Source organism: Agromyces sp. NPDC058064 (assembly GCF_042885275.1).
In the GTDB taxonomy this organism is placed as follows: Bacteria; Actinomycetota; Actinomycetes; order Actinomycetales; family Microbacteriaceae; genus Agromyces.
In genome coordinates this window covers 87,995-106,740 of sequence record NZ_JBHVSE010000006.1, presented here as the reverse complement: position 1 = coordinate 106,740, position 18,746 = coordinate 87,995, and the positions used below count along the sequence as shown (strand labels likewise).

The 18,746-nt window shown below is 73.3% G+C and carries 19 protein-coding genes; 9 read left to right on the top strand and 10 right to left on the bottom strand.

The genetic code is table 11. The annotated features are described in order from the left end of the window. Window positions 1-46: 46 nt before the first annotated feature. Window positions 47-469 carry a hypothetical protein gene (locus ACFVSL_RS17475; RefSeq protein WP_386942257.1) on the bottom strand — a complete coding sequence of 141 codons (423 nt, stop codon included), beginning with the start codon at window positions 467-469 and terminating at the stop codon, window positions 47-49. 92 nt (window positions 470-561) lie between these two features. Beyond that, a complete protein-coding gene (locus ACFVSL_RS17470) occupies window positions 562-3,819 on the bottom strand; it encodes an HtaA domain-containing protein (protein WP_386942256.1) in 3,258 nt (1,085 codons plus the stop codon). Window positions 3,820-3,996: 177 nt separating this feature from the next. Here ACFVSL_RS17470 and ACFVSL_RS17465 point away from each other — a divergent pair, with 177 nt between their 5' ends. From ACFVSL_RS17465 to ACFVSL_RS17455, 3 genes are read left to right on the top strand one after another with little or no spacing between them, the layout of a single operon-like run. Then, window positions 3,997-5,187 (top strand): hemin ABC transporter substrate-binding protein, encoded by a 1,191-nt coding sequence (locus ACFVSL_RS17465; protein ID WP_386942255.1) that lies wholly within the window; start codon window positions 3,997-3,999, stop codon window positions 5,185-5,187. A 5-nt stretch (window positions 5,188-5,192) separates the two neighbouring features. Further along, window positions 5,193-6,341 carry a FecCD family ABC transporter permease gene (locus ACFVSL_RS17460; RefSeq protein ID WP_386942254.1) on the top strand — a complete coding sequence of 383 codons (1,149 nt, stop codon included), beginning with the start codon at window positions 5,193-5,195 and terminating at the stop codon, window positions 6,339-6,341. Continuing rightward, a complete protein-coding gene (locus ACFVSL_RS17455; RefSeq protein ID WP_386942253.1) occupies window positions 6,338-7,171 on the top strand; it encodes a heme ABC transporter ATP-binding protein in 834 nt (277 codons plus the stop codon). Before ACFVSL_RS17460 ends, ACFVSL_RS17455 begins: the two co-directional genes overlap by 4 nt. Before the next feature lie 4 nt (window positions 7,172-7,175). Here ACFVSL_RS17455 and ACFVSL_RS17450 read toward each other — a convergent pair whose 3' ends face one another. Beyond that, window positions 7,176-8,249 (bottom strand): epoxide hydrolase family protein, encoded by a 1,074-nt coding sequence (locus ACFVSL_RS17450; protein ID WP_386942252.1) that lies wholly within the window; start codon window positions 8,247-8,249, stop codon window positions 7,176-7,178. 27 nt (window positions 8,250-8,276) lie between these two features. Further along, the gene (locus tag ACFVSL_RS17445) at window positions 8,277-8,657 is read right to left on the bottom strand and encodes a sterol carrier family protein (RefSeq protein ID WP_386942251.1); all 381 of its coding nucleotides are present in this window, start codon (window positions 8,655-8,657) and stop codon (window positions 8,277-8,279) included. A 73-nt stretch (window positions 8,658-8,730) separates the two neighbouring features. On the opposite strand from ACFVSL_RS17445, the gene purD reads away from it, so the two are divergent. The 4 genes from purD (at window position 8,731) to ACFVSL_RS17425 (ending at window position 11,972) form a co-directional block, all read left to right on the top strand. Continuing rightward, window positions 8,731-10,074 carry a phosphoribosylamine--glycine ligase gene (gene purD, locus ACFVSL_RS17440; RefSeq protein ID WP_386942250.1) on the top strand — a complete coding sequence of 448 codons (1,344 nt, stop codon included), beginning with the start codon at window positions 8,731-8,733 and terminating at the stop codon, window positions 10,072-10,074. Between the two features lie 19 nt (window positions 10,075-10,093). Then, window positions 10,094-11,050: a phosphoribosylaminoimidazolesuccinocarboxamide synthase gene (locus ACFVSL_RS17435; protein WP_386942249.1), complete on the top strand. Its 957-nt coding sequence runs from the start codon at window positions 10,094-10,096 to the stop codon at window positions 11,048-11,050. A gap of 123 nt (window positions 11,051-11,173) precedes the next feature. Then, window positions 11,174-11,548 (top strand): helix-turn-helix transcriptional regulator, encoded by a 375-nt coding sequence (locus ACFVSL_RS17430; RefSeq protein WP_386942462.1) that lies wholly within the window; start codon window positions 11,174-11,176, stop codon window positions 11,546-11,548. A 10-nt stretch (window positions 11,549-11,558) separates the two neighbouring features. Beyond that, the gene (locus ACFVSL_RS17425; RefSeq protein WP_386942248.1) at window positions 11,559-11,972 is read left to right on the top strand and encodes a VOC family protein; all 414 of its coding nucleotides are present in this window, start codon (window positions 11,559-11,561) and stop codon (window positions 11,970-11,972) included. A gap of 67 nt (window positions 11,973-12,039) precedes the next feature. Here the strand turns inward: ACFVSL_RS17425 and ACFVSL_RS17420 are convergent, their stop codons facing one another. Genes ACFVSL_RS17420 through ACFVSL_RS17410 form a run of 3 tightly spaced genes read right to left on the bottom strand, consistent with a single transcriptional unit; the run spans window position 12,040 to window position 14,509 of the window. Next, complete coding sequence (locus ACFVSL_RS17420; protein ID WP_386942247.1) at window positions 12,040-13,020, bottom strand: dihydrodipicolinate synthase family protein; 981 nt, start codon at window positions 13,018-13,020, stop codon at window positions 12,040-12,042. Then, complete coding sequence (locus ACFVSL_RS17415) at window positions 13,017-13,907, bottom strand: DMT family transporter (RefSeq protein WP_386942246.1); 891 nt, start codon at window positions 13,905-13,907, stop codon at window positions 13,017-13,019. The genes ACFVSL_RS17420 and ACFVSL_RS17415 overlap by 4 nt, the downstream gene beginning before the upstream one ends. Further along, a complete protein-coding gene (locus tag ACFVSL_RS17410; RefSeq protein WP_386942245.1) occupies window positions 13,904-14,509 on the bottom strand; it encodes a helix-turn-helix domain-containing protein in 606 nt (201 codons plus the stop codon). Before ACFVSL_RS17410 ends, ACFVSL_RS17415 begins: the two co-directional genes overlap by 4 nt. A 125-nt stretch (window positions 14,510-14,634) precedes the next feature. Between ACFVSL_RS17410 and ACFVSL_RS17405 the strand changes: the two genes are divergently transcribed. Then, complete coding sequence (locus ACFVSL_RS17405) at window positions 14,635-15,477, top strand: VOC family protein (RefSeq protein ID WP_386942460.1); 843 nt, start codon at window positions 14,635-14,637, stop codon at window positions 15,475-15,477. A 28-nt stretch (window positions 15,478-15,505) separates the two neighbouring features. After that, on the top strand, window positions 15,506-16,210 hold the full coding sequence (locus ACFVSL_RS17400) for an MOSC domain-containing protein (protein ID WP_386942244.1): 705 nt from the start codon (window positions 15,506-15,508) through the stop codon (window positions 16,208-16,210). On the opposite strand, the gene ACFVSL_RS17395 is transcribed toward ACFVSL_RS17400, so the two are convergent. Genes ACFVSL_RS17395 through ACFVSL_RS17385 form a run of 3 tightly spaced genes read right to left on the bottom strand, consistent with a single transcriptional unit; the run spans window position 16,200 to window position 18,741 of the window. Continuing rightward, window positions 16,200-16,883: an N-acetylmannosamine-6-phosphate 2-epimerase gene (locus tag ACFVSL_RS17395; RefSeq protein WP_386942243.1), complete on the bottom strand. Its 684-nt coding sequence runs from the start codon at window positions 16,881-16,883 to the stop codon at window positions 16,200-16,202. The genes ACFVSL_RS17400 and ACFVSL_RS17395 overlap by 11 nt on opposite strands. Next, window positions 16,880-17,821, bottom strand: coding sequence for an ROK family protein (locus ACFVSL_RS17390; protein WP_386942242.1), 942 nt, complete (start codon window positions 17,819-17,821; stop codon window positions 16,880-16,882). Before ACFVSL_RS17390 ends, ACFVSL_RS17395 begins: the two co-directional genes overlap by 4 nt. Further along, complete coding sequence (locus tag ACFVSL_RS17385) at window positions 17,821-18,741, bottom strand: dihydrodipicolinate synthase family protein (RefSeq protein WP_386942241.1); 921 nt, start codon at window positions 18,739-18,741, stop codon at window positions 17,821-17,823. The genes ACFVSL_RS17390 and ACFVSL_RS17385 overlap by 1 nt, the downstream gene beginning before the upstream one ends. Between the last annotated feature and the right edge of the window lie 5 nt (window positions 18,742-18,746).

Below are 18,746 nucleotides of genomic sequence, written 5' to 3'. Positions count from 1 at the left end.
GGAGCGGAGCGCCGCGGAGGGGTGCGCCCCGAAGGAAGGCTCGGGCCTAGCCGTCGACGCGGTGCGTCTCGTCGTGCTCGGCGACGGCGCGGGTGGTGCGTCGCGACATCGCCCGGTCGACGATGAGCGCGAGGAGCGCGCCGAGGCCGCCGCCGATCGCGACGCCGCAGATGAGCAGGAAGCCGAACACCTGACCCTGGCTGTAGGTGAAGTCGTCGGCCATGCGCTCGGCGAGCTCGGCCTCGCTGGGCGCGAACGAGATCGAGAGGATGAGCGCGACGATCGCGCCGACGACGGCCCCGGCCAGCATGAACGCGCCGTAGCGCGGGCTGCGCCGCACGACGACCTCGTCGCGGCTCGCCTCGGTGCGGTACTGCGGCTCGGGCGTCGACTCGGTCGACGAGGATGCCTCGGCCGGCACCTGCCCGGCGGGCTCGGGGGTCTCGGGCTGATCGTGGGTGTCGCTCACCCCACCATTGTCCCGCATCGTGCTGTGCGATCGCCCCGCACGCCGAAGGGGCGGTCGACGTCTCCGCCGGCCGCCCCTGCGGGTGCGTCGGGTCAGGCCGCGGGGCGGCGCGCCCGGATGAGGAGCACGATGACGAGCGCGACGAGCGCGGCCACGATGAGCCCGAGGCCGGCCCAGAGCAGCCAGGCCGGGACGCCGGCGGCCGTGGCCGAGGCATCCGTCGCCGCCTCGTCGTCGATCGCGACCTCGGCGGAGGCCTCGTCGTCGACCGCGACGACGACGCCGCAATCGGCCGCGAGCGGGATGCGGAAGTCGACGGGGTCGAGCTCCTCCCCTGCGCCGTAGGTGCCGAACGCGGCCGCGCCGTCCGCGGTGAGGGTCGCGGGCACGGCGACGCCGGCGAGCGAGGACTCCTCGGCCGTGAAGCCCGAGGCGAGGTCGAGCTCGGCGAACCGCACCCGCTTCGCCTCGACGGGCGTGCCGTCCTGGGTCGTGCCGCTGACGTCGAGCGTCAGGTACGCCACCGCGGTGCCGTCGAACTCGAGGCCCGGGTTCGAGACGGTCGTGTCGAGCACGCCCTCGTGTCCGGTGAAGCGGATGCTTCCGCCGAAGGCGACGGTGCCGCGCTCGGCCGACGCGTCGAACGCGCCCGTGCCGGCCGTGAAGCCGAACACGCCGTCGGTCTCGGTCGCGCCCTGCACCTCCCAGTTGCCGTTCGCGATGCCGCTCGAGAGGTACGAGCGGAACGACTCCTTCACGCCCCAGTCGAGCGTGGCGCCGGCGACCGTGCACTGACCGCTCGGGGCGGTGAGCGCGAACCGCACGCCCTTGGCCACCGAGCCCTGGAAGGTGAGCGTGTGCTCGCCCGCCTCGAGCCCCGCGGGCAGCGCGCCGGTCCACGTCACGACGCCCGCGGCGTCGGCCCGCAGATCGCGGGCGAGCACGATCGGCTCGGAGTAGACGACGACGTGGACGTCGGCCTCGTTCGGCTCGAAGCCGCCGACCGAGACGGTGACCTGCTCACCGGCCACGAGGGCGGCGAGCGTCGCCCGGTCGAGGTCGATGCCCGTGGTCGCGGGCGGCGTGCCCGGGATCGCCCTGGCCGGCTTCGCCGCGGCGACGGTCGCGACCACGCCGGTCTCGCCCGCCGGTGCCGCAGCGGGTGCGCCGAGCACCGCCGTCAGGGGCGCGAGCGCTTGCCCCGCTCCGTAGAAGCCGTTGAACGCGGCCACGCCGGTCGAGAGCAGGGTGACGGGGGCGCCGACGAAGCGCACCGCGCCGTTAGAGGTGCTGCGGGCGGCCGCGCCGAGGTCGACGCTCGCGAGGTCGACGCGGGTGCCGTCGACGACGACGCTGAGGATGCCGGAGGTGGGCGACATCACGCGCAGCGTCGGGTCGGCGAAGGTCAGCGCGAGCTGCCCGCCGTGGCCGCTGAAGCCGATGGTGCCGCCGTACTCGGCCGTGCCGCGGCCGGCCGTCGCGGTGAAGCTGCCGCCGGTCTGGCCGAACTGGAACACGTCGCCCGACTTCGTCGCGCCGCCGGTGACCGTGATCGAGCCCTTCGCGGTGTCACCGGTCACGTACTCGGTGAAGTCCTTGTAGACGCCCCAGCTGAGCGACCCGCCGGGGATCGTCGGCTTCGCCGGCTTCGGCGGCGTGACCGGCTTCGTCGGCGGGGTGACCGGCGGCGTGGTGCCCGCCTTCACCGTGATCGGCGCGAAGGCGTCGAGCGAGCGGTCGGTGACCGAGAGGGCGTGCGCGGCCGAGGTCGCGACGACGTAGCGCTTCGACGGGTCGAAGCTCCCCTTCGGAACGGTGATCGTCGTCGTGAACGCGCCGTCGACGATCTGCGCGGGGCGCACCCACGCCTGGGCGAGCCAGCCGTCGGCGATCAGCGGCCCGTCACCCGACCAGATCGCGGCATCGCCGATCAGCACGTACGCGCCGGAGGCCACGCCGTCGCCCGTGTAGCCGGAGCCCGTGATCGTGAAGGTGTTGTCCTTCGCAGCGTCGACGTCGGTCGACGGCGTGACGGTGAGCACCGGGCCCGTCGGCTCGGGCGCGGCGAACGTGACCGTGACCTTCGCGTCCTGCGAACGATCCTGCATCGCCGTGTGATCGGCGATCGTGTACACCGCGGTCGACGCGCCCTTCGACGTCACCGTGAACTGCGTCGTGAACGTGCCGTCCGCCTCGAGCTTCACCATCGACGGCGAACGCGGCGACGGCGTCACGAGCTTCGCGCCCGTCGTGCACCCCGCGGAGATGAACGCGAACGACACCTCCTCGAGCGGAACGTCGGTGCACAGCGTCAGGTACATCGCCTGCGACGGGTCGTAGTTCTTCCCCGTCACCGTCACCGTCTCACCCTCGGCAGCGAGCCCCGCCGACTTCGACAACGACAGCACCGGCTTCGGCGCGGCGAACGTGACCGTGACCTTCGCGTCCTGCGAACGATCCTGCATCGCCGTGTGATCGGCGATCGTGTACACCGCGGTCGACGCGCCCTTCGACGTCACCGTGAACTGCGTCGTGAACGTGCCGTCCGCCTCGAGCTTCACCATCGACGGCGAACGCGGCGACGGCGTCACGAGCTTCGCGCCCGTCGTGCACCCCGCGGAGATGAACGCGAACGACACCTCCTCGAGCGGAACGTCGGTGCACAGCGTCAGGTACATCGCCTGCGACGGGTCGTAGTTCTTCCCCGTCACCGTCACCGTCTCACCCTCGGCAGCGAGCCCCGCCGACTTCGACAACGACAGCACCGGCTTCGGCGCGGGGTCCACCGGGTCCACGGGATCGACCGGGTCCACGGGATCGACCGGATCCACCGGGTCCACCGGGTCCACCGGGTCGACCGGGTCGACCGGATCGACGGGCGCGGCCGCGTAGACGACGCCGGTCTTCGTGTCCTGCGAGAGGTCGCCCATCATGCCGCCGCCGTGGGCGCGCGAGGTGAAGACGGCCAGCTCGGCGTCGCCCACCGCGGGAACCTGGAGCTGCAGCTCGAACGAGCCGTCGGCCGACATGGGCGCGCGCGTCGCGGTCGCCGCCAGTCCGGTCGCCACCCAGATCGTGCCGCTCTCGGCGATGCCGGCCGAGTAGAAGCCGGCCGCCGAGGCGGGCCCGACCCCGACGTAGACGCCGGTGCGGTCGGCGGTGAACCCCGTGCCGGTCACCGTGACGGCCCCGCCGTCGCGGGAGGCCTCGGTCACGGTGACCGTGGGGCCGCCGTCGGCGAGCGCGGGCGCGGCGGCGGTCAGCGAGCCGCCGAGTGCGAGCGCGAGCGCGACGAGGCCCGCGAGCCATCGACGTCTCTGGGAGGTGGGTGCAGCCGACGGTGTCTTCACGACGCGGTCCTTTTCGGGCATGGCGATCAGGCGCGCCGGAGCACGCGTGGATCGCGGGGATGGGGGCGCCCGAGCCCTCGCAGAGCAGTCGCGAGTTAGCTTAGGCTTAGCTAACAAGCTAGATGTCCGGTTCTCCCGGTGTCAAGCCGAAGCATAGGTAAGGCTAACCTTAAGTCGATGGCTCCTCGAACGTCTCCGTCGCCCCAGACGCGATCCCGCCCGCCGCTCACCCGGCGGGCGCTTCGCGCGCGCCTCACGGGGGCCGCCGCCCTGCTGGTCGCGGTCCCGCTCGTCCTCAGCGGGTGCGCCGTTCCCTCGTCCGCCGAGACCGGCGGTCCGCTCGAGCAGGAGTGCATCGCCACCGAGGTGCCGTTCGCCGAGCTCGACCTCGCCGACGCGCCCCGCGCGGTCGAGGGCCCGTCGACGGCCTGCCTCGCCGATGCGACGCTGCCGGTGATCGACGCCGACGAACGTCCGGCGCTGCCCGTCACGCTCACCGACGCGAGCGGCGCCGAGGTCACGGTCGAGCGGGCCGACCGCGTGCTCGCCCTCGACATCGCCGGCACGCTCGCCGCGACCGTGCACGGCCTCGGCCTCGGCGAGCTGCTCGTCGGGCGCGACGGCTCCACCGGCTTCGCCGAGGTCGCCGATCTCCCCGTCGTCACCCACGACGGACACTCGATCAGCGCCGAGGCGATCCTCGCCCTCGACCCCGACCTCGTCATCACCGACACGACGCTCGGCCCGCGGTCGGTGCTCGACCAGCTCCGCGACGCCGGCATCCCCGTGGTGACGACCACCCGCGAGCGCAGCGTCGACAACGTCGACGAGATCATCGCCGAGGTCGCCGCCGCACTCGGCGTGCCCGCCCGGGGCGACGCCCTGGCGAAGCTCGTCGGCGACGAGCTCGACCGGGTGAACGCCGAGATCGCCGCAGCGATCCCGGCCGACGCGGCCGATCGACCGCGCACCCTCTTCCTCTACGTGCGCGGCGACGCGAACGTCTACTACCTCTTCGGCGCCGAGTCGGGCGCCGACTCGCTCGTCGACGCCGTCGGCGGCGTCGACGTCGCCGAGGAGATCGGCTGGGTCGGCATGCGTCCCATCACGGCCGAGGCCCTCGTCGAGGCGAAGCCCGAGCTCGTACTGCTGATGTCGGGCGGCCTCGAGTCGGTCGGCGGCGTCGACGGGCTGCTCGAACGCCTGCCGGCGCTCGCCTCGACGCCCGCGGGCCAGCATCGACGATTCGTCGACATGGCCGACACCGAGATCCTCGGGTTCGGCCCGCGCACTCCGGCCGTCGTCGAGGCACTGGCGCGCGCGATCTACGCGCCCACCGAGTCTGGCCCCGCGAGCGACGGCGAGTGACCGCGATGACCGACGTGACCGACCGGGCCGAGGCCCCGACCGAGCAGGGGCCTGCTCGCGCCGACGGCCTCGCGGTCGCCGCCGCGCCCGCCGCACCCGACCCTCGACCGGGTGCCCCGCGCGCGGCACTACGCCGCGGCATCCTCATCGGCGGCCTCTCGGTCGCCCTGCTCGTCGCGATCGTCTGGTCCGCAGGCAGCGGGCAGTTGCAGATCCCGCCGGGCGAGGTCTGGGCGTCCATCCTCCGGTCGCTCGGGCTGAGCGATGCCCCCGAGGCCGTGCCGAACGCCGACTCGGCGCTCTGGACCATCCGGTTCCCGCGCGTCGCGATGGCGATCCTCATCGGCGCGGCGCTCGCGATCGCGGGCACCGTCATGCAGGCCGTGTTCGCGAACCCGCTCGCCGAGCCCGGTGTCGTCGGCGTCTCCTCGGGCGCCGCCCTCGGAGCGGCCGCCTCGATCGTGCTCGGCTGGACCGCCTTCGGCGAGTGGGCGACCGCGGGCGCGGCGTTCGCCGCCGGCCTCGCGACGACCCTGATCGTCTACTTCGCGAGCCGGTCGGGCGGCCGCACCGAGGTCGTGACGCTGGTGCTCACCGGCATCGCGATCAACGCCTTCGCTCAGGGCGCGCTCGCGCTCTTCACCTTCCTCGGCGACACGCAGAGCCGCGAGGAGATCGTGTTCTGGCAGCTCGGCTCGCTGAACGGCGCCCGCTGGAGCGAGGTCGCCGTGATGCTGCCGCTCGTCGCGGTCGGCATCGCGATCTCGTTCGTGCTCGCCCGGCGGCTCGACCTGTTCAGCCTCGGCGAGCGCGGCGCCCGGCACCTCGGCGTGCACGTCGAACGGGTGCGGATCGTCTCCATCGTCGTGGTGGCGGTGCTCACCTGCGCGGCCGTCGCGTTCGCGGGCATCATCGCGTTCGTCGGGCTCATCGTGCCGCACCTCATGCGCATGGTGATCGGCCCGGCCCACCGGCCGCTGCTCGTCGCCGGGGCGCTCGGCGGGGCGCTGCTGCTCGTGCTCGCCGACCTCTTCGCCCGCACCGCGGTGCCGATGGCCGACCTGCCGATCGGCATGCTCACCTCGCTCGTCGGCGGGCCGTTCTTCTTCTGGCTGCTGCGCCGCACCCGCAAGCGCTCGGGAGGATGGGGATGACCCGGCCCACGCCCGGCACGGCCGGGACGGTCGCCACGGCCGGCCCGACCGGTGCGCCCGCATCGGGCGACCTCGAGACCCGCGCACTGACCGTCCGCATCGACGACGCGACGCTGCTCCACGAGGTCGACTTCCGTGCGACGCCCGGTCGCGTGCACGCGCTCATCGGCCCGAACGGCGCCGGCAAGTCGACGCTCCTCGGCGTGCTCGCGGGCGACCGCCGGCCGAGCGCGGGGTCGGTCGCCCTCGGCGGGCGCGAGCTCGGCGCCTGGCCGCTGCGCGAGCTCGCCCGCGCCCGCGCCGTGCTCACGCAGGAGCACCAGGTCACCTTCCCGTTCCCCGTGCGCGAGGTCGTCGAGATGGGCCGGCACCCCTGGGCGCGCACCGCCGAGGCGGACGACGACGATCCGGCGATCGACCGGGCGATGCGGGCGACGGATGTCGCGCACCTCGGCCTGCGCACCGTGCCGTCGCTCTCGGGCGGCGAGCGGGCCCGCGTCGCCCTCGCCCGCGTCATCGCCCAGCAGGCGCCCATCATGCTGCTCGACGAGCCGACCGCGGCGCTCGACCTGCGGCACCAGGAGGACGTGCTGCGCCTCGCCCGCGCGCACGCGGCGGCGGGCGACACCGTGGTGGTCGTGCTGCACGACCTGAACCTCGCGGCGGCCTACGCCGACGACGTCACCCTGCTCGACCGCGGCCGGGTCGTCACGAACGGTTCGCCCGCCGAGGTGCTCACGGCCGAGCGGATCGAGGCGGTCTACGGGCAGCCCGTCGAGGTCGTGCCGCACCCCCGCACCGGCGTGCCGCTCGTGCTGCCCGTGCGCTGACGGGTCAGCCGACCGAACGCATGAACGCGCTGAGCTCGTCGGCGACGAGCTGCGGCTCCTCGAATGCGAGGAAGTGGCCGCCGCGCCCCGGCGCCGAGTACCGCCTGAGGTCGCTCGCGGCCCGCTCGGCGATCGACCGCGGGAAGAGCTCGAACGGCGGTTCGCTGCTCAGCGTGACGGCGACGGGCACCGTGATCGTGGGGCGCGGCGTGTTCTCGGGGTAGTCGAAGTACTGGCGGAACGAGGTGCCGATGGACTCGGTCACCCAGTACAGCGTGAGCAGCTCGCACAGCGCGTCGCGGTCGAAGCGCGACTCGAGGTCGCCGCCGCAGTCGCTCCAGGCGCGCAGCTTGTCGACGATCCACGCGGCGAGCCCGACCGGCGAGTCGACCAGCGCGGCCGCGATCGTGTCGGGGCGGGTGCCCATGATGTCGCTGTAGCCCGAGTCGGTCTCGTCGCGCTCGTCGTCGGCGTCGAGGAAGGCCTGCTCCTCGGGCGTGATCGGCGACGCCTCGAAGTCGGCGGGGAACGGCCCGTGGATCATGTGCACACCGGCGACCGCATCGGGATGCGTCGCGCCGAGCCAGCTCGCGACGACCCCGCCGATGTCGCCGCCGAACACGAAGTACCGCTCGTAGCCGAGGGTCTCGGTCATCAGCGAGTGGTAGCGCTCGGCCATCGCCGCTCGGGTCAGCGGCCCCTCGGGCAGCTCCGACCAGGCGAACCCCGGCAGCGAGGGGATGACGACGTCGACGTCGAGCAGCTCGGCGAGCGGCAGCATCTCGAGGAAGCTGCTCGGCCAGCCGTGCGCGAGCAGCACGGGCGGGCGGGTCGCGTCGCGCCGCAGGTGCACGAAGTGCTGACCGCGATCGATGAACTGCGGGTAGCCGTTCAGCCGCCGCTCCGACGCGCGCCAGTCGAAGACGTGCGCCCAGTGGTCGACGAGCGTGCGAAGGAACTCCGGATCCGCTCCGGCGTCCCAGCCGGGTGCGCTCGGCACGCTGAAGCGCGAACGCTCGAGACGCGCTCGCAGGTCGTCGAGCACCTCGGGTCGGACGGCGATCGTGAAGGGTTGCATCCTCGGATGCTACGGCGCGCGTACGACTCAGACGACCGGCAGCAGCCCGTCGAGCTCGGCCCGCTGCCCCGAGGCGTGTACGCGACCGCTCGCGCGCGCGTCGGCCCACGACAGGCGCCCGGTCGCGAGTGCGAGCCAGGTCGAGGCATCCGTCTCGATCACGTTCGGCGGCGTGCCGCGCGTGTGCTTCGGCCCCTCGACGCACTGCACCGCCGCGAACGGCGGCACGCGCACCTCGAGGGTGCCGCCGGGGGCGCGTTCGGCCAGCAGCTGCAGCGAGTAGCGCACCGCGAGCGCCAGCGTCGAGCGGTCGACGGATGCCGCGGCGTCGCCGCCGTCGGCCGTCACCGCGCGCACCGTGGCGAGCGCCGCCTGTCCGATGTCGTCGCCGATCCTCGCTCGTGCCATGCCCCCATCCTCTCAGGGGGCGCCGACCAGGGCGCCGACGAGGCCGCCCGGCCGGACGGGGTAGCCTGATGCGGTGAGAATCCTCGTCCTCGGCTCGGGCGCGCGCGAGCACGCCATCATCCTCGCGCTCCTCGATGAGGAGGCCGGCCACGAGATCGTCGCCGCTCCCGGCAACGCGGGCATCGCTGCGTCCCCGACCTCGTCGGCCCGCGGCAGCGTGACGACCGTGGCGCTCGACGCGAGCGACCCGGCCCTCGTCACCGACTACGCGCGCGACAACGGCGTCGAGCTCGTCGTCGTCGGCCCCGAGGCGCCGCTCGTGGCGGGCGTCGCCGACGCGGTCCGCGCCGCCGGCATCCCGGTGTTCGGTCCGGGCAAGCGGGCCGCGGCGCTCGAGGGGTCGAAGACCTTCGCGAAGCGCATCATGGAGGCCGCGAACGTGCCGACCGGCCGGGCGAAGCTCATCGCCGAGCTCGACGAGGTCGCGGCGACGCTCGACGAGTTCGGTGCCCCGTACGTCGTGAAGGCCGACGGCCTCGCGGCCGGCAAGGGCGTGCTCGTCACCGAGGACCGCGACGCCGCGCTCGCCCACGCCGCCCACTACCTGCAGCAGGGCCCGGTGCTCGTCGAGGAGTTCCTCGACGGCCAGGAGGTCTCGCTGTTCCTCCTCTCCGACGGCACGAACGTGCTGCCGCTCTCGCCCGCGCAGGACTTCAAGCGCCTCCGCGACGGCGATGCCGGCCCCAACACCGGCGGCATGGGCGCGTACTCGCCGCTGCCATGGCTCGACGACGCGGTCGACGGCCGTGGCGGCCGCTTCGGCAGCGAGCAGGCCTTCGTCGACGAGGTCATCGAGACCATCGCCCTGCCGACCGTGCGGCAGCTCGCCGACGAGCAGACGCCGTTCGTCGGGCTGCTCTACGCGGGGCTCATCCTCACCTCGCGCGGCATCCGCGTGATCGAGTTCAACGCGCGCTTCGGCGACCCCGAGACGCAGGTCGTGCTGCCCCGCCTCGAGACCCCGCTCTCGGGCCTGCTGCTCGCGGCGGCGACGGGCGGGCTCGGCGAGCTCGACCGCCCGGTGTTCAGCGCCGAGGCCGCAGTGACCGTGGTGCTCGCGAGCGAGGGCTACCCCGAGTCGCCCGAGACGGGCCGGGCCATCGAGGGGCTCGAGGCCGCGGCATCCGTGCCGGGGGTGCACCTCGCCCACGCCGCGACCGCCGTCGGCTCCCTGCCCGACGACGCCCAGGCCGGCGACGAGGCACCGCTGCTCTCGACCGGTGGCCGCGTGCTCAACGTCGTCGCGGTGGGCGACGGCTTCGCCGAGGCCCGTCGCCGGGCGTACGAGGCGCTGGGGCGCATCCGCCTCGACGGCGCCCAGTACCGCACCGACATCGCGGCGCGCGTCGCCGAGTGACCCAGTACGAGGAGCGAGCATGAGCGAGACCGGAGAACCGGCCGGCTGGACCCACGTCTATTCGGGCAAGGTGCGCGACCTCTTCGTGCCGACGAAGCTGATGACCGACGACGACAGCTGGACGGGCGACCCGCTCGCCACCTCGCCCGTCGTGCTCGTCGTCGCGAGCGACCGGGTCAGCGCCTACGACCACCTGCTCGAGCCCGCGATCCCCGGCAAGGGGGCGCTGCTCACCTCGCTGACCCACTGGTGGTTCGACCAGCTGCCCGAGGTGCCCAACCACCTGGCGCACCCGCTCGACGACCGGCTCGAGGCGCTCGAGCTGCCCGAGGTGCCGGCCGAGGTCGCCGACCGGGCGACGCTCTGCCGCACGCTCGACATGTTCCCGATCGAGTGCGTGGTGCGCGGCTACCTCACCGGCGGCGGCTACAAGGAGTACGTCGAGACCGGCGCGATCGGCGGCATCCCGCTGCCCGAGGGCCTCGCGAACGGCGACCGCCTGCCCGAGCCGATCTACACCCCCGCGTGGAAGGCGCCGCTCGGCGAGCACGACGAGAACATCACGTACGAGCGCACGGTCGAGCTCGTCGGCGACGTCGTCGCCGAGCAGCTGCGCGCGCTCTCGCTCGAGATCTTCGCCCGCGCCTCCGAGATCGCCGAGACCCGCGGCGTGATCCTCGCCGACACGAAGTTCGAGTTCGGCGCCGACCGAGCCACGGGCATCGTGACGCTCGCCGACGAGGTGCTCACGAGCGATTCGAGCCGCTACTGGGATGCCGCGGCGTTCGCCTCGGCGGCGACGCCCGAGCTGCGCATGGCGAGCTTCGACAAGCAGATCGTGCGCGACTGGCTGAGCGCCAACTGGGACCAGGAGGTCTCGGAGACCCCGCCGACGCTCCCCCACGAGATCGTCGAGCAGACGGCGGCGCGCTACCGCGAGCTGCTCGAGCGTCTCGAGCATCCCACCGCCGGTTGAGCCTGCTTCCGGTGGTCGGGGAGCGAAGCGCATCGAGACCCCGGCCCGGTTCGCCCGCCCCTGTGCCAGAGTGGTGACGTGAACCTCGACGATCTGGTGCGCCTGCGCCGGGCCCGCGACACGATGGACCGCGACTACGAGCAGCCGCTCGACGTCGAGGCGCTCGCGCGCGTGGCGCTCATGTCGTCGGGGCACTTCTCGCGCAGCTTCCGCGAGGCGTACGGCGAGACGCCGTACGGCTACCTGATGACCCGTCGCATCGAGCGGGCGAAGGCGCTGCTGCGCCGGGGCGACCTCAGCGTGACCGAGGTCTGCTTCGCGGTCGGCTGTACCTCGCTCGGCTCGTTCAGCTCGCGCTTCAGCGAGCTCGTCGGCGAGAGCCCGAGCGCCTATCGCGCCCGCTCGCACGAGGTCGCCGCGCCGATCCCGGCGTGCATCGTGAAGGTGCAGACGCGGCCCGTCAGGAATGGAGAAGCGGGTCAGCCCTCGCCTCGGTAGCGTCGGGGTCATGGACATCTCACTCTCCCAGTGCTTCATCGCCGTCGACGACCACGAGACCGCGATCCCGTTCTACCGCGACGTGCTCGGCCTCGAGGTGCGCAACGACATCGCCTACGAGGGCATGCGATGGGTCACCGTCGGATCGCCGTCGCAGCCCGACGTGAACATCGTGCTCGAGCCGCCGATCGCCGACCCCAACGCCACCCAGGCCGACAAGGATGCCGCGGCGCAGCTGCTGGCCAAGGGCCTGCTGCGCGGCGTGAACTTCATGACCCCCGACGTCGACGCGACGTTCGAGACGATCCGCGCCTCCGGCGCCGACGTGCTGCAGGAGCCGATGGACCAGTTCTACGGGGTCCGCGACTGCGCGTTCCGCGACCCCGCGGGCAACATGCTGCGCTTCAGTCAGCCGCGGGCGTAGCCGCACGCGCGTCGCTCAGCGGCTGGTGCCCTCGAGCGAACGAGGCTCCCCACCAGGGCGGGTGTGGTCATGTGGTCGTGTGGTCGGCATCCGCGGATGCGACACCCCCGCCGGGGCGCGCCGCGCCCTCCCCGAGCGAGAGCCGTTCGACGACCTCGGCGACACGCTCCCGCTGCGCATCGTCGAGCCCGAGGATCGGGCGCGGCAGGCAGCGGGCGGGCGCGAGCCCGAGCTGCTCGGCGATCGCGGCGACCACGCGCAGGCTGCCGCCGAACTCGGCGAACAAGGCCCAGAGCGGCTCGAGCCGGGCCGACTCGGCGATCGCCTCGTCGTAGCGCCCCGCCTGCGCCGCACGCGTGATGCTGAGGGCGGGCTCGGGCAGCGTGCCCGCGATCACCGAGTACCAGGCGTCGCACCCGGCGATGAGCCCGGTCGCCGCGTGCGCGTCGCCCGAGATGCCGATGGTGACGTGCGACGGCACGACCGCCCGGATCGCCGCCACGCGTTCGCGCGTCGCCGCGACGTCGAGCGGCTTGCCCGGGATCTTGATCGACGCGACGGCCGGCAGCTCGGCGAGACGGGCGTAGAGCTCGGTCGTGTAGGCGAAATGCGTGGTGCCCGGGTTATCGTAGACGATGATCGGCAGCGCGGTGCTCGAGGCGACCTCGCCGAAGAGCTCGACCACGTCGTCGTGCGTGAGCGGCTGGTACGTCATCGGCGCGAGCAGGAGGCCCCGCGCACCGGCCTGCTCGGCGGCGCGCGCGTTCGCGAGCACGTCGGAGGTGCGGAGCGCTCCGATGCCCACGAAGACGGGCGTCTCCCCCGCGTGCGCGACCGCGAGTCTCGCGACCCGGGCGCGCTCCCCGCCCGACAGGTACGCGTACGACCCCGTCGACCCGAGCGCGGTGATCGAGTCGACGCCGGCTGCGGCGAGGCGTTCGACGAGGCCCGCGAACGCGCGCTCGTCGACCGCGTCGTCGGCCATCGGCGTGAGCGGGAACGCGCTGAGTCCGGTGAAGATCGAACCGTCCTTCGCCGTCATGGTCATACGCGTTCCTCCAGGGGTGCGAGATCGGGGTCGTCGCTCGGTCGCGCCCGGATGCCTCCGCGCTGCGCGCCGGCGCCCGCGAGCACGACGAGCACGATGCCCGCGAGCTGCGCCCACGACGGGATCTGCGCGAGCACGATGACGCCGATCAGCACGCCGAAGGCGGGCTCAAGCGCCATGAGCGTGCCGAAGGCGGTGTGGGTCATGCGTCGGAGCGCGAGCATCTCGAGCCCGAACGGGATCACCGGGGCGAGCAGCGCGATGCCCGCGGCGATGAGGAGCACCTGCCAGTCCAGCTCGCCGATCACCTGCGGCACGCCCACGAAGGCCGTCACGACCGCCGCGATGGGGATGGTGATCGACAGGCCGCTGACGCCCGGGAACCGATCGCCGACGCGCTGCGTGAGCAGGATGTAGACGCCCCAGCCGGCCCCGGCGAGCGCGGCGAAGCCGACGCCGAGCAGGTCAACCTCGCCGTGCCACGGCTCGGTGAGCAGCACGACGCCGGCGAGCGCGAGCACCGGCCAGACGAGCATGCGACGGCTGTGGCTGCGGATCGCGGCGACGGCGAGCGGGCCGAGGAACTCGATCGCGACGGCCGTGCCGAGGGGGATGCGCTCGATCGCCGCGAGGAACGCGACCATCATGACGCCGGTGGCGACGCCGAGGCCGAGCAGCGGCAGCACGTCGACGCGCCGGATCCGGCGGAGCGGCGGTCGGGCGATGAGGATGAAGAAGACGCCGCCGAACGCCAGGCGCAGCCACGCGGTGCCGCCGGCGCCGAGCTGCTCGACGAGCGGCACCGAGAGCGCGGCGCCCGCCTGGATCAGCAGCATCGAGGCCACCGCCATCGTCCACGGCGGGATCCGGTCGGTCGCGCGGCTCACGAGCGCGCCTCCCGGTGCGACGAGCCGACGCCGAACTCGAACACCGCGAGCGAGAAGCGGGCGGTGCCGGCCGAGCGGTTGGCGTAGGCGTGGTCGACGTCGCCCGAGAAGGTGAGGGCGTCGCCCGCGGCGAGCGCGTGCGCGACGCCGGCGACCTCGATGACGACCTCGCCCGCGATCACGTGCAGCAGTTCCCGCGTGCCCGTCGAGTGCGCCTCGCTCGCGTGGCGTTCACCGGGCTCGAGAGCCCAGTCCCAGAGCTCGACCACGTCGGGCGACTCGATGCCGGCGACGAGCACGCCGCGGCCGCCGTGCTCGCCCACCCAGAGGACGGCGCCATCGCCGCGTCGGGTCACCTCGACGAGGTCGGATGCCTCGGCTCGCGCCTGCACGAGCGCGGGCAGGCGCACGCCGAGCGCGTCGGCGAGCCGCAGCAGCGTGCCGATGCTCGGGTTCACTGCGCCCTGCTCGACGTTGACGATCATGCGGCGGCTCACCCCCGCCTCGGCCGCGAGGCGGTCGAGCGTCCACTCGCGCGCCTGCCGTTGCTCGCGCACGCGGCGCCCGATCCCCAGCGCGAGCGTCTCCGTCTCCTCGTCCATGAGTGCATGATAGTGCACTGTGACTCGACCTCGGGAATAGATCGGCGGCCGCCGCGGTAGTATTAGTTGTGCTTACAACCAATGGGGCGCCCGAAGGCGCCGGACTCCTCGCCGCCGACACCGGGATGGGCGCGGTCACGCTGCGCGTCGCCGACCTCGACGGCATGATCCGCTACTACCGAGAAGGCGTCACGCTCGAACTGCTGAGCCACGACGGCCCCGTCGCCGTGCTCGGCCGCGGCACGACGCCGGTCGTGATCCTGCAGCACGCGCCCGAGCTGAAGCACGCCTCGCCGCGCGACGCGGGGCTCTTCCACACGGCGGTCCTGTTCGACACCCGCGAGGCCCTCGCGACCGCGATCGCCTCGGTGGCGACGCGCTACCCGGGCACCTTCACCGGCAGCGCCGACCACCTCGTGAGCGAGGCGTTCTACTTCACCGACCCCGAGGGCAACGGCGTCGAACTGTACTTCGACCGCGACCGCTCGACCTGGAGCTGGGTGCACGGCACCGTCGAGATGGCGACCATCTACCTCGACCCCAACGGCTACCTGCACGAGCACCTCGGCGAGAACGGCACCGCCGCGGTCTCGAGCGGCGAGAAGCTCGGTGATGCGGTCGTCGGTCACGTGCACCTCTCGGTCGGCGACGTCGCGAGCGCCCGCGAGTTCTACGTCGAGCGGCTCGGCTTCGAGACGACCGCCGAGATGGGCGACCAGGCGCTGTTCGTCTCCGCCGGCGGCTACCACCACCACATGGCGATGAACACCTGGAACAGCCGGGGCGCCGGCCGCCGCGGACTCGCGCTCGGGCTCGGCAAGGTCGAGATCGTCGTTCCCACGGCCGACGACCTCGGCGAGCTCGGCGAGCGCATGGCCCACTTCGAGGTCGGAACGCGCGACGACGGCCGCACCCTCGCGTTCGACGACCCGTGGGCGAACCTCGTCGAGGTGCGCGCAGCGGGGTGAACGGGCCGACCGCGGATAGGCTGACCCGATGACCTTTCCGCTGCGCTCGATCCGTCGGTACCCCGTCAAGGCCATGGGCGGCGAGGCGCTGACCGAGGTGCAGCTCGACGCACGAGGCATCCCCGGCGACCGCGGCTTCGCCGTCGCCGACGAGGACGGCAAGTTCGCGTCGGGCAAGAACACGCGGCGCTTCCGCCGGCGCGATGCCGTGTTCGCGTACTCGGCGTCCACCGCTGCCGACGGCTCGGTGCGCGTGCAGCGCGAGGCATCCATGTGGCTCGTCGGTGAACCCGAGCTCGACGCCGACCTGACGGAGACTATGGGCGCGAACGTGCGCGTCATCCCCGAGGGCGACGTCTCGATGCAGGACGGCGGGCAGATCTCGATCGTCGGCACCGCCTCGCTGGCGTGGTGCGCCGAGCAGTTCGGCATCGACGCCGATCCGCGACGACTGCGCGTGAACCTCGTCGTCGAGACCGACGAGCCGTTCATCGAGGAGACGTGGCTCGGGCAGGAGATCACCGTCGGCGACGCCCGGCTGCGGGTCGTCGAGCGCATCGAGCGCTGCCGCACGGTGGACGTCGCGCAGGACGGCGCCTCGGCCGAGGGTCGACTGCTGAAGCCGCTGACCAAGGCGCGCGAGATGTCGCTCGCGGTCTACGCCGACGTCGTCGAGGCCGCGATCATCAGGGTCGGCGACGGGGTCGCCGCCGGCAGCGACGTCACCGGCTGATCGCCTCGGCGAACCATCCCGTGAGCGAGGCCGGGTGCGTGATCGCCGTGCCGACGACGACCGCGAACGCGCCCGCGTCGATGCAGGCCGACGCCTGCACCGGGGTATGCACCCGGCCCTCCGCGATAACCGGGAGCTCGAGCGTGCTCGAGAGGCGTGCGAGCACCTCGAGGTCGGGCCCCGTCGTCTTCGGTCGCTCCCCCGTGTAGCCGCACAGCGTGGTGCCGACGAGGTCGGCACCCGCGTCCGCGGCGGCAAGGCCGTCGTCGACCGAGCCGACGTCGGCCATCACGAGCACACCGGTCTCGTCGCGCAGGCGCCGGATCGTCTCGGCGAGGCCCAGCCCGTCGGGGCGTGCTCGTCGCGTGCCGTCGAGCGCGACGATCTCGGCGCCGGCACGAGCCACGGCGAGCGCGTGGTCGAGCGTCGGCGTGATGAAGACCTCGTCGTCGCCGTCCTTCCAGAGGCCGATCTGGGGCAGCGCGACGCGCTCGTGGATCAACTGGATGTCAGCGATCCCCTGAGCACGGATCGCGACGGCGCCGCCCCGCACGGCCGACTCTGCGAGCTGTGCCATCGTCTCGGGGTGGCGCATCGGCTCGCCCGGATACGCCTGGCACGAGACGACGAGGCCGCCGCGGAGGGCGTCGAGTCGGGGGTCGATTCCGGTCATGGTTGCTCCTGCACGTCGGGCTGATCGAAGAGGACGAGTGAGGCCGCGCCGATGATGGCCGCGTCGCCGCCGAGTCGCGCGGTCACGAGGGGCGTGTCGGCGAGCACGGCCATGCGCTCGGCCGCATCGGCTCTGCGCATCGCCGACCACCACAGCTCGCCGGCTGCGGCGAGGCCGCCGCCGACGATCACGACGTCGGGGTCGAGCGCGTTCACGAGGCCCCCGACGACGCGGCCGAGCGCGGTGCCGGCGAACACGAGGGATGCCTCGGCGTCGGCGTCGCCCGCCTCGGCGCGCCGCACGACCTCCCGACCGTCGACGACCGTCGCGTCGCCGCTCCGCACCCGGTAGTCGGCGCAGATCGCCGGCCCCGAGGCGACGGCCTCGAGATGGCCCGAGCGGCCGCAGCTGCAGGCGCGATCACCCGCCTCGGGCACGGGGAGATGCCCGAAGTGCCCCGAGACGCCGAGCCGCCCGGTGTGCACGCGGCCGTCGACGACGAGCGCGCCGCCGACGCCGGTGCCCGCCGCGATCATGAGCACCGTCCCGTGCCCTGCGCCCGCTCCGGCGTTCGATTCGCCCAGGGCGTGCGCGTGCACGTCGTTCACGACCCCGACCGGCAGCCCGAGCGCGAGGACGAGTTCGTCGCGCACTCGCGTGCCCGCCCAGCCGGGCAGCGCGTCGGTCGCCGAGACGACGGTTCCGATGCCGGGCGCGATGACCCCGGCCGAGCCGACGCCGACGCCGACCGGACGAACGCCGCCCGGCGCCGATTCGACGAGCCCGCGGGCGAGGTCGGCGACGACGCCCAGCACCGCCGCCGGCCCCTGCTGGGCCGGCGTCGGCGCGGAGGCACGAGCGATCACCCCGCCGTCGTCGCCGACGAGTCCGGCGGCGATCTTCGTACCGCCGAGGTCGACGCCGATCGCCGCCCGCATCAGACGAGCGGCTTCGACCGGTCGACGATCTCGGCGATCCGCGCGACGGTGTCGCCGTCGAGGCTCGGGACCGGCTGCGACATCCGGTTGGAGGCGATGACGCCCAGGTGCGCGAGCGCCGACTTGAACGCACCGAGGCCAGCCGCCTCGCCGCTCACGCCGCTCGCCTGGAAGACGATCTCGAAGAGTTCGGCGATCTCGTCCTGCAGCTCCTTCGCACGCGCCCAGTCGCCTTCGACGGCCGCGTCGTACAGCTCGACGTAGCGCGCAGGGTCGACGTTGCCGAGGCCGGGGACGACCCCGTCGGCGCCGGCGAGGAGGGCACCGTCGACGACGACCTCGTGCCCGGTGAAGACGACGAGTGGGCTGCCGGCGGCGCGGTTGGCCATGACGAGGCGGCGGAAGGCGACGTCGTCGCCGCTCGAGTCCTTCACGCCGGCGATGACGCCGTCGAGGCCGAGCCGAACGAGCATCGCGGGGTCGAGCTTCGAATGCACGCGCACCGGCACGTCGTAGGCGAAGACGGGCAGCTCGGTGGCGGCCGCGATGAGGCGGAAGTGCGCCTCGGTCTCGGCCGCGCTCGGACGGGCGTAGAAGGGCGCAGTGGCGACGATCGCGTCGACGCCGGCGGCCTCGGCGAGCTTCACCTGGTCGATGACCCGCGCGGGGGTCGAGTCGTTGACCCCCGCCATCACCGGCACGCGGCCGGCGGCGATGCGTACGGCCGAGGCGAGCACACGAGCGCGCTCGCCGTCGGAGAGGAACGCGACCTCGCCGGAGGAGCCGAGCACGAACAGGCCATGCACTCCCCGGGCGACGAGCCGCTCGATGAGCCGCTCGAACGCGCGCTCGTCGAAGCCGCCCGACTCGTCGAGCGGGGTGAGGACGGGAGGGATGACTCCCCGGAAGGTGATGGTCACGTGCG

Coding starts and splice junctions, on each gene's coding strand:
- ACFVSL_RS17430 (WP_386942462.1), top strand. CDS start 11,174: ATGGACCGCGACTACGAGCAGCCGCTCGACGTCGAGGCGCTCGCGCGC.
- ACFVSL_RS17395 (WP_386942243.1), bottom strand. CDS start 16,883: ATGACCGGAATCGACCCCCGACTCGACGCCCTCCGCGGCGGCCTCGTC.
- ACFVSL_RS17425 (WP_386942248.1), top strand. CDS start 11,559: ATGGACATCTCACTCTCCCAGTGCTTCATCGCCGTCGACGACCACGAG.
- ACFVSL_RS17450 (WP_386942252.1), bottom strand. CDS start 8,249: ATGCAACCCTTCACGATCGCCGTCCGACCCGAGGTGCTCGACGACCTG.
- ACFVSL_RS17465 (WP_386942255.1), top strand. CDS start 3,997: ATGGCTCCTCGAACGTCTCCGTCGCCCCAGACGCGATCCCGCCCGCCG.
- ACFVSL_RS17435 (WP_386942249.1), top strand. CDS start 10,094: ATGAGCGAGACCGGAGAACCGGCCGGCTGGACCCACGTCTATTCGGGC.
- ACFVSL_RS17405 (WP_386942460.1), top strand. CDS start 14,635: ATGGGCGCGGTCACGCTGCGCGTCGCCGACCTCGACGGCATGATCCGC.
- ACFVSL_RS17455 (WP_386942253.1), top strand. CDS start 6,338: ATGACCCGGCCCACGCCCGGCACGGCCGGGACGGTCGCCACGGCCGGC.
- ACFVSL_RS17460 (WP_386942254.1), top strand. CDS start 5,193: ATGACCGACGTGACCGACCGGGCCGAGGCCCCGACCGAGCAGGGGCCT.
- ACFVSL_RS17410 (WP_386942245.1), bottom strand. CDS start 14,509: ATGGACGAGGAGACGGAGACGCTCGCGCTGGGGATCGGGCGCCGCGTG.
- ACFVSL_RS17400 (WP_386942244.1), top strand. CDS start 15,506: ATGACCTTTCCGCTGCGCTCGATCCGTCGGTACCCCGTCAAGGCCATG.
- ACFVSL_RS17445 (WP_386942251.1), bottom strand. CDS start 8,657: ATGGCACGAGCGAGGATCGGCGACGACATCGGACAGGCGGCGCTCGCC.
- ACFVSL_RS17420 (WP_386942247.1), bottom strand. CDS start 13,020: ATGACCATGACGGCGAAGGACGGTTCGATCTTCACCGGACTCAGCGCG.
- ACFVSL_RS17390 (WP_386942242.1), bottom strand. CDS start 17,821: ATGCGGGCGGCGATCGGCGTCGACCTCGGCGGTACGAAGATCGCCGCC.